The following is a 9,697-nucleotide window of genomic DNA, read 5'->3' as shown; positions in this document are numbered from 1 at the left end:
TGGATCAGCGATATCAATGACGTCATAATCTGATCCTGATCGACGCTCCTCACATGCGTGTTCGCGATCGTGACTGCTCGGCTGACCAAAAACGAATGTCGCAACAGGCGGCGCAGGTTGGTATGAAAGAGATGCTTTTCAACTGATGTTCTCTGTTCACGCTCGCGATCGTATGTCATAGAACGGTCATAAACAGCGGCAAGCCTGCAACGATAGCCACGACAATCTTGGATCAGGGGCACGGGACATGGGAGAGGCACGATCGTCGTCAAGCCGTTTTGCCCGCCCGGAAGATGCCGTATCTTGGCGCACGCCTATCGAACAAGCGGGTGCGATCTGCTATCGAACATCTGAGAATAGCGCCATCGAGGTACTGCTTGTCGCCAGCCGTCGAAATGGCAGCTGGGGCATCCCGAAAGGATGTATCGAAGCAGGGGAAACCCCCAGTGTTGCCGCCGCGCGAGAAGCGATGGAAGAGGCAGGTGTACGAGGCACCGTGTCGACTGAGACGCTAGGTTCGTTCTTCTACCGCAAAGCGGGCGACGATCTATCCTACCACATCAAGGTACACTTGCTCGAAGTGACGGAAACACTCTCAGACTTCCCGGAAAAGCAAACCCGAAGACTGAAATGGGCGTTGCTTGAAACGGCGGCCAAAGAAGTTTCGCACCCGAAGCTTCGGGATCTTCTGTTTTGGTCACGGGGCCGTATGAGACCGCAAATCCGCGAAAGTTCTTTCCTGATCTCCGCTAAGTGAAGGGGCTTGTGCCGGCTGGGTCCTTCGAAAGCGCAATCGAGCGCGCGGCGCAAAGATTTCATTCGTTGACGGCATGGGCAGGCAATGGTGGGTTCTAATTCAGCACGTTTGCCTGTCACGGTCGCGAACCACCGACTAAGTTCCGCGAGTTGGAGCGATTTTAGCCTTCTAGGCCGCCTTCATTCTTTCCGCCGGGCCACTGTTGTTGCCCAGGTCGAACCGGTCGACGAGATCCATCAGATGATCGGCTTCGCCCGACAAAGTCCAGCTCGCGGCTTCAGTCTCCTCGGCCATGGTAGCATTGCTTTGCGTCAGTTGGTCGAGGCGCGTTATCGCAACATTGACCTCGGCGATCGAGGATGCCTGCTCCTGGCTCGACAGAGCGATCACCTCGATCTGGGCTGAAATGCCGACGATGTGCTCGGAAATATCCAGCAACGCGCCCCCGGTTTCGGAGACCAGACCGGCGCCGGTGGCAACTTCGGCGGTGGAATTCCCGATCAGCGTGGCGATCTCCCTGGCGGCTCCAGCGGAACGCTGCGCAAGTTCGCGCACTTCCTGCGCGACGACGGCGAAGCCCTTGCCGGCCTGGCCGGCACGCGCCGCTTCGATGCCCGCGTTGAGCGCCAGCAGATTGATCTGGAAGGCGATGTCGTCAATAACTTCGATGATGTTGCCGATGCGGCTGGAGGCAACTTCGATTCGCCCCATCGCCGCGGTGGCATTACCGACGACGGCAGTAGACGGGGTCAGAACAAGAGCAGTCCGAAATAGTACGCTAAGGTCGAACGGAACATGAACGATGCCGTAGATCGGATGCCCAAGCGCAGCCACTTGTTGCCCTGCTTGATGATCTTGCCATGGTAGGTCTTGCCGCCGCTCGAATAGGTCGAGGGAACAAGTCCGGCATAAGCGGCCAGCTTCTTCGGGGTGCGGAACCGGGAGATGTCGTCGATCTCCGCATCGATCAGCCGGGCGAAGAACTCTCCGATGCCGGGGATGGTCTTCAGCAGCTTCACATTGGCATTGGCCCTGGTCATCGCCCGGATCGTTGCTTCCGACTGCTTGACCCGCTCATTGATGTCGCCGATGAAGGCGAGGCCACGATCAATCTGGATACGGTCGATCGGCGAGACATTCACTTCGGCAAGCTGGGTGCGGCCGGCCTTGCCGAACAGGTCGCCCAGCTTCTTCAACTGCGCCGTCTGTTCCGGATAGCGGTCGAATACCGTTACGATCCGGTTCTTCGTCATCGTGCGCAGCCGCACGTAGAACATCCGTTCGCGAAGGGCGATGCGAAGCTCTCGCGCCTTCTCTCCGGGAGCCCACGCCTCCGGCACCAGGTCGGCGCGAAGAAGATGTGCCAGCACCGTCGCGTCGATCTTGTCCGTCTTGATCTTGGCGTCGGCGATCGCTTTCCCTTTCAAGGGATGGGCGAGAACGACATCATCACAAATGTCGTCGAGCCAGTCGTACATCACCATCCAGTTGCGCGTCGCTTCGACAACAGCGTGGCTGTTCTCCCGATACCGCTCCAGAAACGAGCCGAGCGATGGACGATCGTTCTTCACACGCCCGGATCGCAGCGTCTTCCCGGCAGAATCCTGCACGACCAGGTGGCTGTAGCTTTTGTGGTAATCCACGCCGATATGGTAATCATAGGACGCAGTCATGCTTCCAACTCCCTCGTTGAGATCTGCGAAACCCCAATAGGATAAGCCGAAAGGCTGGAAGCGTGACTGTCCCTCGATCATCACCTGCATCTCAGTGATCCGTTCTCTCCAGAGGCGACCTCTTTCATGTCACCTCCTCCTTTGTCGCGACAAACCGTCAGACAGTGGTTTGGTTCCCATCGACGAGCGCGGAAAGCGGAGCCATGGAATGACCGCGAATATTCGGGCTCACAACAAGCGTGGCCTAAGCGCCGATTGACCTCTCGGCGGGGTAGGGCGGCATACCGACGTCGCGTTGATGCGCCACGTGGGAGGCGATCGACGCCCAACTGGCAGGCTTTGTGAAGACCTTCGCAGACCTGAAGGAGGCAGGTAGTACTCGGTCCTCGTAAGCAGTGACAAACACGAACGGGATGCCCTTCATTTTCAGATTCGCCGCCACCGGATAGACCCTTTCCCCGCCGAGATTGATGTCGAGAATAGCGCCATCGAGTTGTGGCCCGTGTTCGATGATGTCGATTGCTTCCGCTATCCGCGGCACCGGGCCGACGACATCAGCACCGAGTTCCGTTAGCACATCGTTGGCTTCGCGTGCGGTGACGTATTCATCTTCGACGATCAAGAAACGATAGCCTTCGAAGTTCGATTTTGCCGAGCGGTACTTATTCCATGCCGCTACCCGGCAGAGGGATTCAAGCCTGTCGGGCAGGACCATACCGCGCTGGTACATCCTCATAACGTATCGCGCGAAATCCTCCCGGTATCCGACACCCTTGGAAAACCACGGCTCTGCGGCGACACTATCGAACGCGTGCTGGATGATCCGCATGTCGGCTGGTTCGAAAACTCCCTGTAAAGCAATGTTTGACATCTCTGGACCCCAATTTAATTCCCGACTTTGACCTTTCCACCACATGAATATTAGCTCAAGCCGATTCAAGCTTGGCCGCCCATCGGTAATGAAACGTACCGACGAGAACTGACCGCTGTGATCGGGAGCCACGGCTCCCATTCTCGGTTGGCGGGCCGTTAGCAACTTAATCCACGGAGCAGATCAATGCTTTTGAAGCTTTAACGGTATCACTGCTTTCCGTCGGTCTTGCCACATCTTCAATGGCACAATCATCGGGAGGCAGCAGCGGTGGGGCGGGGACGTCTGGCACTGATACCTCCGGCAGGACAGGTACATCGGGCCGCAATTCGGGGTCTGGTTCAAGCGGTGTTGACGGTAGCACGGTAGCTCCTGGTACCGGCTCTGGCTCTGGAACCTCAGGCACCGGCTCTTCCAATACGGAGGGCCAGTCCGGAACAAGTGGATGCGCGGACGTCAACAACGGTTCGAGTTCAACAGGCAGTCCCAGCAGCTCCGGTTCGACTACATCCGGAGCGAACGGGACGACCCAGACCGAAAACTGCAAGTAGCTTCAACGCCGCGCTAATCCCGCGCATTCCTTCACTGCTGCACAGCCGTGACTGACCGAAGCCTTCATGAGACAAGTTCCGTGGCCTCAGCCGGCGGCACTTTCGAACATCATCATCAAAATCGCGAATACGCACAGCACGCACATCGACCAAGCGAAGGCTGAATGCGAGCTTGCCCATATGGCCGTGCACGTAGTCCTCGTTCTCATCCCGAGGTCCATATGGATCGTTGTGAGGAAGATGAAGCCCAGCAGAGGCGGCCCCACCCAAAAACTTCCGATCAACTAACCACGAAATCGCGCTCGCGGCCGAACAAATAGATTCCCAACCGATCATGTAAGGGGTGAGAATTCCAAGAGCTATCCCGGAAGCCTGCTTTAAAACGTATGGGCCTGTGCCACCTCTTGCTTAGCCCAGACCTCTGACCCGTCCTAACGGTGTTGTCATCTCCAGTTCTCCCGTCGCGGGGGCGAAGCCGAGAAAGGAGGCGCGCTGCTCCGCAGAACGTCAATGCCGAAACGACGACAGCGGGCCGTGGTACGCTATCAGACCGACGGCACAATTTGCTCGGCTTCCGGAACTTGAGCGGCTCCTGCTTGTTCGACTACGTCATCGGCACGCAGATGGTGAAGTCGCCGGTTGGTGCTGGAGTGGATGGAGACCTTCCCTCCTCTGGAAATCACAGTCAGCCGGATGCATGGAAGTGGATATGGACGCCAGCTCATCAAAGAGGCGCTATCTTACACATTAGGAGCAAAGACCAGCTTCGAACTTAACGATACCGATCTGCGTTGCATTATTGACATGCCGCTGGAGCGGCGGCGGAGGAGGAGCAATCGATGACCGACGAAACGCTGCTGAGCGGCAAGCGAATTCTTCTTGTTGAAGACGAGTATGTTCTCGCGAACGATCTGCAACGTATCTTCTCTGAAGAAGGCGCCAATGTTTTGGGCCCAATCGCATCGGTCGATGATGCCTTGGACCTGATCGAAGCTGGTGAGACCATAGATGGCGCCGTGCTAGACATGAATTGCTGCGAAAAGCCAGTCAGTATCCAAACCGTTGCAAATGCTCTCTTCTGCTGATCGCAGAAGCCCGTCACAGTCTCTTTCGCCTCTGTCACCTCTGTTACATCGGCGAGACAATGGACGGAGGTTTCAACGGCTTATCTCTCAGAAGCGTTGGTCCAAGTTCGATTCCGCTCAAGGCGAGGGATTTGGCTTGCCCCAGCAGAGATATTCCATCGCATCCGACCGGCGTAAGCTATTGAGTTATCCTGTTTCCCGGACCGGTTGAAAAAAATGTATAGGCCATCAAGCTCGTCGAACGCGTCGGAAGGTGCGCAGCGGGTTGAGCTGTCGACGCCGGCTCCCTGCCGCGTTCAGTTTGTGCGATGGCGTACAGAGGTGCATAGTGTCTCAAATGGGCGCTATCGAAACCGAACTCGAGATGGTCGAGAGGCATGTGTGCCGCGGTGAGTTCATCATTGCGGAGCAACGATCCCGAATTGAGCAGTTGTCGCAACAAAGCTTTCCGATCGGAGAAGCCGAGGACCTGCTCAGGTTGTTTCTGGAAATCCAACGCCAGCACGTGGCGCATCGTGACCGGCTGATCCGCAAATCAAGGTCCTAGGTATCTATTGCTGCGACAAAAGCACGACAATCGTTGTACCGGTTACCGGTGAAGGATGGGATTTCTCAAATCGGCTTGGCGTTTGAGAATGGAAACCGGGAGCGGTTTCTGAATGATCTCGTTGATCGCGCTGCTAAAACCGTACCGTCTGGCCTGCGGTTCGGCCGGTGATGGCCATGTTCTGATGCCGTGCTCCGTCTTTTCGTCTAGGAACCGCCCTCCTTAATTGCAGCTTGCGAAAGGGCTGAACGGAGAGAGGGCGATCATTCCCCTTCCTACGAACTTCATCGTCAATGTCATCCCCGTTCACCCGGCAAGCAGGACAAGCCTTTCGACTGATCCAGGATGTCGTTTACTACGTCGCCGAGCGGAAGCCGGCTTTTTGTGGAGCAAGCTTTCCAAGAACACAGACGGGCTGACTGTGGTGAACATCGAGGCAATCTCCTATCCCGGTGATGTCGAGGTATTCTTTTCCGATCCGGTATTTCTGAAGAAGTTTTGCAAGCTCGATACTGTCTCATCCAGCGAATTTCACACCTACATCGTCGGCGAACTGGTGCGGCCCGAAGGCCTCCGCGTCACGGGGTAGCTGGGACGGTTACCCGTGGCGAGGCTACCGCCGGGGGTTGCCGGTTTCGTCACGATCCTACCGGAGGTCCTGCCGGCTGGCCCTCCCGCAGATCGCTGGGGTGAGTGAGGCCGTGCCTGGACAATGGATCTGTATCTATGCCCTGGGGTCGCTGCTCGTGGCGATCCCGCTTGCGGCGGTGACACGGAGTTGGCGCAGGCGACCGCTCCTGCTCGGCGCTAGCGCCATCCGATAAGCCGCGATGGTAGCGCAATCGTTCCGCAAATCAGGCAAAAGAGATCACATTATTTGCGCAGGTGATCATTGCTCGCGGCCTCCAATACCTGTTTCACCCCCTTGGCTAAAACCGGATCTTTCGAAAGCTGCAGTTGGAAATCTTTCTCATCAAGCTTCCCCAGTCGGTAGGCTTCGACCAAGTCTTTCTGTTGTCGGTCCAGTCCTCGATCTTTGGCGGATTTGGCGAGGCGGCCTTTGAATAGTAGCTGGATATTGCTCGTCGACATCCCATACTCCTCTTCGCGAAAACCAAATGAGAGCTTGTCCGATATTTTTGGGCATGCCCTCAACATCTGGGGTGGAACAGACCGCCATCGGCACACTCAACATCAACGGCGGGACACTGATTACATTAAAAAGCCGGCCGTATACGCGCCTTTTACGTTCCTATGCGCACGGTGCTTTGACAAACCACGAGCATTATGGACGGTAGGAGGGCTCACAGGAAGCGTACATTCATCGGCGCCAAAATTCTTCTAAAAGGCGGCGCCAGCGTTTTGGATTGCTTGTCAAAGACCTGTCGGATGGTGGCGCGCGGCTAATGGTCGACGGCGCAATCGCTGTCCCAGCGGCCTTCGATCCGCAACTTTCAGATGGTCGTATTTACCCCTACTGCCGTGTCGTACGGCGGCAAGTCAGTTACCTCGGCATCTGCTTTTCGATTTAGGCAGAACAAGCCGTTGCAATGAAGGGGATGACGGCAATCGCCGGAATCGAAATGCGGCCTTCAGCAATCCTTTGGATTGCGGGAGGGAGGTCGAGAAGGGGCTTGAACCTTCCTGCAGCGAAGCCTCGACGGATGGGTTTGCAGCGTCACTGCTCCCGGCTGAGTCCCGGCGGCGGCAAGGTGCTGCTAATCTTTCCGGTCAAGGTAAATTCGCATCAGCTCACGTGAATTGCTCAGCTCACGTGGATTGCCATCAAAGAGCGTGTCCCACCGGAGCGCAGTCAAGCAGGGCAACGCATTCATGCAGTTGACGCTCACGAAATAAACGACGGGACTGGGATCTCGCCGTGCCATGCGATAAATAACAGGCGCACTTTTGTTCGAATATCCACGGGCTCCCATCATTCGCGCAGACGCTGACATATGTGGGAAGCCTTCGCAGGGTGGGTGTTTACGAAGACTTCCCTGGTGTCCCGCCCCAGCCGTTATGGCGTTCGGGACATTGGTATTTTACGCTCTTTGGATCGCGCTGCCATGGACCAACGTCTGATGGATAGGTGGAGGCTCTATCAGCTAGGAGGCGCCTCTATGAACCGACCCAAGTCGCTCCACCGCGACGACTGTAATTCGGATCGGAGAAAAAATGCTTGTTTCAACTTTTGCCTCGGTGGTCGCTCTTCCGGTAGCTGTTGCCGCGACCCGGATTCGTTCACCAGTTTTGATTTGTCGGTCTTCGCAAAAAGCGGTGGCAATGGCTGCGGAAACGGTGGCGGCGACGACGGCGAGAACGGCGGTAGCAATGGTGGCGGCCAAGGGAACGGTAGCAACCACGGTGGCGGCAGCATCAAGAGCGGCGGCCCGACATCTGGCGGGTGGAAAGCTCAAGGAGGAACCAAAGGCAAGTTGAGTGACGCAGGCAGCAAGGCTCAGTCGTCTAAACCGGACAAAGCTGTCGCCGCCAAGGAAAAGAACTCTTCCGCACAGTTGGCAGGGTTGAACTCGCTGAAGCGCAGTTACAAGGCCTACCTGCACACGTCTGACCCGCGCATGACAGCCATTGCCGCGTATGCGATCGCCTATGCGCAATATGAAATCGATAATGGTGTTGAACCATCGGTTGATGATCCGCTCCTGGGAGACGAGGCGTTGGAGGATGCCCTGGCTTCGGCAACCAAGACCGGCGAGGTAAGCCCCGCCACTCTTAACCAAGCCAAGGACATTCTTAGTGTTGGCGATGCTAACGGAAAGATCGACCAAATTGCGCCTCTCTTGAGGCGACAAATACGGAAACGCCAGACGACGGATGTCCACGACTCCCGAGGAGGAGAATTTCCTCCCGGTTCTCAGCATCTCCACAAAAATGCCCCGCGTTGCAGCGGGGCCGAGGTCCAATGAAAGCTACCTTGGGATGCTCAAATCCCCGAGGCAGCACCTCGACGTACTGCAGCCGGGTTTGGCTACGCATAACACTGAAGGGAAGCCCTCGCGGAGTGTCGGTGCTTAGGCTTCCCTTTATCCCGTCCCCTAGCCACGAGCAATCGAGATGGAGCGATATTAGACCCAGCCGCACTTTCCACCACGGACCAAGGTCTGATGGGCCGTCATCTTAAAGGCTTACACGGCTTAGCTGCGTCCGCAACAAATGCCCGTCAAAGCGGGGATGCGTTTTGCTTGTCGGCAAGGGAAGAAATGTCGGCCAGTTCCGCTTAGTGTGACAACGGAAGACTTGCGCCACGGGCTGGCGACAAGGAAAGCATAGGTCCCCACCGTCCAGCTCCGACGAATGGGACCCGGGTCAACGACTTATCGAGATGATGTTCTGCTCCCGCTACAGCGTAAACTCATAAAATTTCTTGGCATTTATCGACCGGCGTGATTCAAGGCTTCGAAATAGGGAAGCATTTGATGACACGTCGTCGCTACGAACTGACTGACCACGAATGGTCGATTATATCGCCGTTGTTACCCAACAAGCCACGCGGCGTTGCCCGCGTTGATGATCGGCGGGTACTGAATGGCATCCTCTGGCGGTTTCGAACGGGCTCGCCTTGGGCGGAAGTTCCGGAACGCTATGGCCCGCCGACGACCTGTTACAACCGCTTCGTCCGCTGGCGCAAAGCCGGGGTATGGGATCGGCTTCTTGAAGCGGTGTCCAAGGCCTACGATGGCGACATCGTCATGATCGACTCGACCTGTGTCCGCGTTCACCAGCACGCGGCCACGGGAAAAAAAGGGATGGAGACGATGGTGGCATGGGACGTTCCCGCGGCGGCCTTACGAGCAAAATCCATGCGCTCGTCGATGCCGAAGGTCGCCCGGTCAATCTGCGTCTGACTGGTGGACAGATCGCCGATTGTGCCGAAGCCGACGCGCTGACGGATGAGCTTGGCGAGGGGGACATCCTGCTGGCCGACAAGGGTTATGACACGAATGCCATACGGGCAAAGGCCGCCGAGAGAAAGGCCTGGGCCAACATCCCGCCGAAGAGTAATCGCAAGGGCTCTTTCGTATTTTCGCGCTGGGTCTATCGGCAACGTAATCTCGTGGAACGGTTCTTCAACAGGATCAAGCAGTTCCGAGGCATCGCAACCCGATATGACAAGCGCCCGGAAAACTACCTCGCCGCTGTAAAGCTCGTCGCAACAAGAATATGGTGCCAGAGTTTATGAGTCGACGCCGTA

The 9,697-nt window shown here is 56.8% G+C and carries 7 protein-coding genes and 3 pseudogenes; 5 read left to right on the top strand and 5 right to left on the bottom strand.

The annotated features are described in order from the left end of the window. Positions 1-247: 247 nt before the first annotated feature. Positions 248-757, top strand: a complete 510-nt coding sequence (locus AS026_RS38730; RefSeq protein WP_063805891.1) for an NUDIX hydrolase — start codon at positions 248-250, stop codon at positions 755-757. A gap of 168 nt (positions 758-925) precedes the next feature. Here the strand turns inward: AS026_RS38730 and AS026_RS38725 are convergent, their stop codons facing one another. The 3 genes and pseudogenes from AS026_RS38725 to AS026_RS40885 all read right to left on the bottom strand — a co-directional run bounded on the left by AS026_RS38725 (position 926) and on the right by AS026_RS40885 (position 3,301). Continuing rightward, entirely contained in the window at positions 926-1,591 is a 666-nt protein-coding gene (locus AS026_RS38725; protein ID WP_425349860.1) for a methyl-accepting chemotaxis protein, read from the bottom strand. Next, a pseudogene (locus AS026_RS38720) lies at positions 1,564-2,430 on the bottom strand (IS110 family RNA-guided transposase); the annotation flags it as partial. The pseudogene AS026_RS38720 and the gene AS026_RS38725, both read right to left, overlap by 28 nt. A 244-nt stretch (positions 2,431-2,674) precedes the next feature. Next, positions 2,675-3,301 (bottom strand): response regulator, encoded by a 627-nt coding sequence (locus AS026_RS40885; RefSeq protein WP_062376446.1) that lies wholly within the window; start codon positions 3,299-3,301, stop codon positions 2,675-2,677. A 1,390-nt stretch (positions 3,302-4,691) separates the two neighbouring features. On the opposite strand from AS026_RS40885, the gene AS026_RS38705 reads away from it, so the two are divergent. Next, the gene (locus AS026_RS38705) at positions 4,692-4,937 is read left to right on the top strand and encodes a response regulator (protein WP_062376442.1); all 246 of its coding nucleotides are present in this window, start codon (positions 4,692-4,694) and stop codon (positions 4,935-4,937) included. 178 nt (positions 4,938-5,115) lie between these two features. Here AS026_RS38705 and AS026_RS42180 read toward each other — a convergent pair whose 3' ends face one another. Continuing rightward, entirely contained in the window at positions 5,116-5,451 is a 336-nt protein-coding gene (locus tag AS026_RS42180; RefSeq protein ID WP_160330137.1) for a hypothetical protein, read from the bottom strand. Between the two features lie 277 nt (positions 5,452-5,728). On the opposite strand from AS026_RS42180, the pseudogene AS026_RS38695 reads away from it, so the two are divergent. Further along, positions 5,729-6,073 (top strand): annotated as a pseudogene (locus AS026_RS38695) (antibiotic biosynthesis monooxygenase). 284 nt (positions 6,074-6,357) lie between these two features. Here AS026_RS38695 and AS026_RS38690 read toward each other — a convergent pair. Continuing rightward, on the bottom strand, positions 6,358-6,576 hold the full coding sequence (locus AS026_RS38690; protein ID WP_131815376.1) for a hypothetical protein: 219 nt from the start codon (positions 6,574-6,576) through the stop codon (positions 6,358-6,360). Positions 6,577-7,659: 1,083 nt separating this feature from the next. On the opposite strand from AS026_RS38690, the pseudogene AS026_RS40870 reads away from it, so the two are divergent. Together AS026_RS40870 and AS026_RS40865 are read left to right on the top strand one after the other, a co-directional pair. After that, positions 7,660-8,317, top strand: a pseudogene (locus tag AS026_RS40870) (hypothetical protein); the annotation flags it as partial. Positions 8,318-8,921: 604 nt separating this feature from the next. After that, positions 8,922-9,685 (top strand): IS5 family transposase gene (locus AS026_RS40865; protein ID WP_100248102.1). Its coding sequence is split into 2 segments (ribosomal slippage): positions 8,922-9,249 and positions 9,249-9,685, totalling 765 coding nucleotides; the frame shifts between segments, so codons are not numbered across the junction. The last annotated feature ends 12 nt before the right edge of the window (positions 9,686-9,697 follow it).

The organism is Rhizobium altiplani (assembly GCF_001542405.1).
Classification (GTDB): Bacteria; Pseudomonadota; Alphaproteobacteria; order Rhizobiales; family Rhizobiaceae; genus Rhizobium; species Rhizobium altiplani.
The sequence above is the reverse complement of the archived record's forward strand: the minus strand, read 5'-3'. Positions and strand labels throughout refer to the sequence as shown.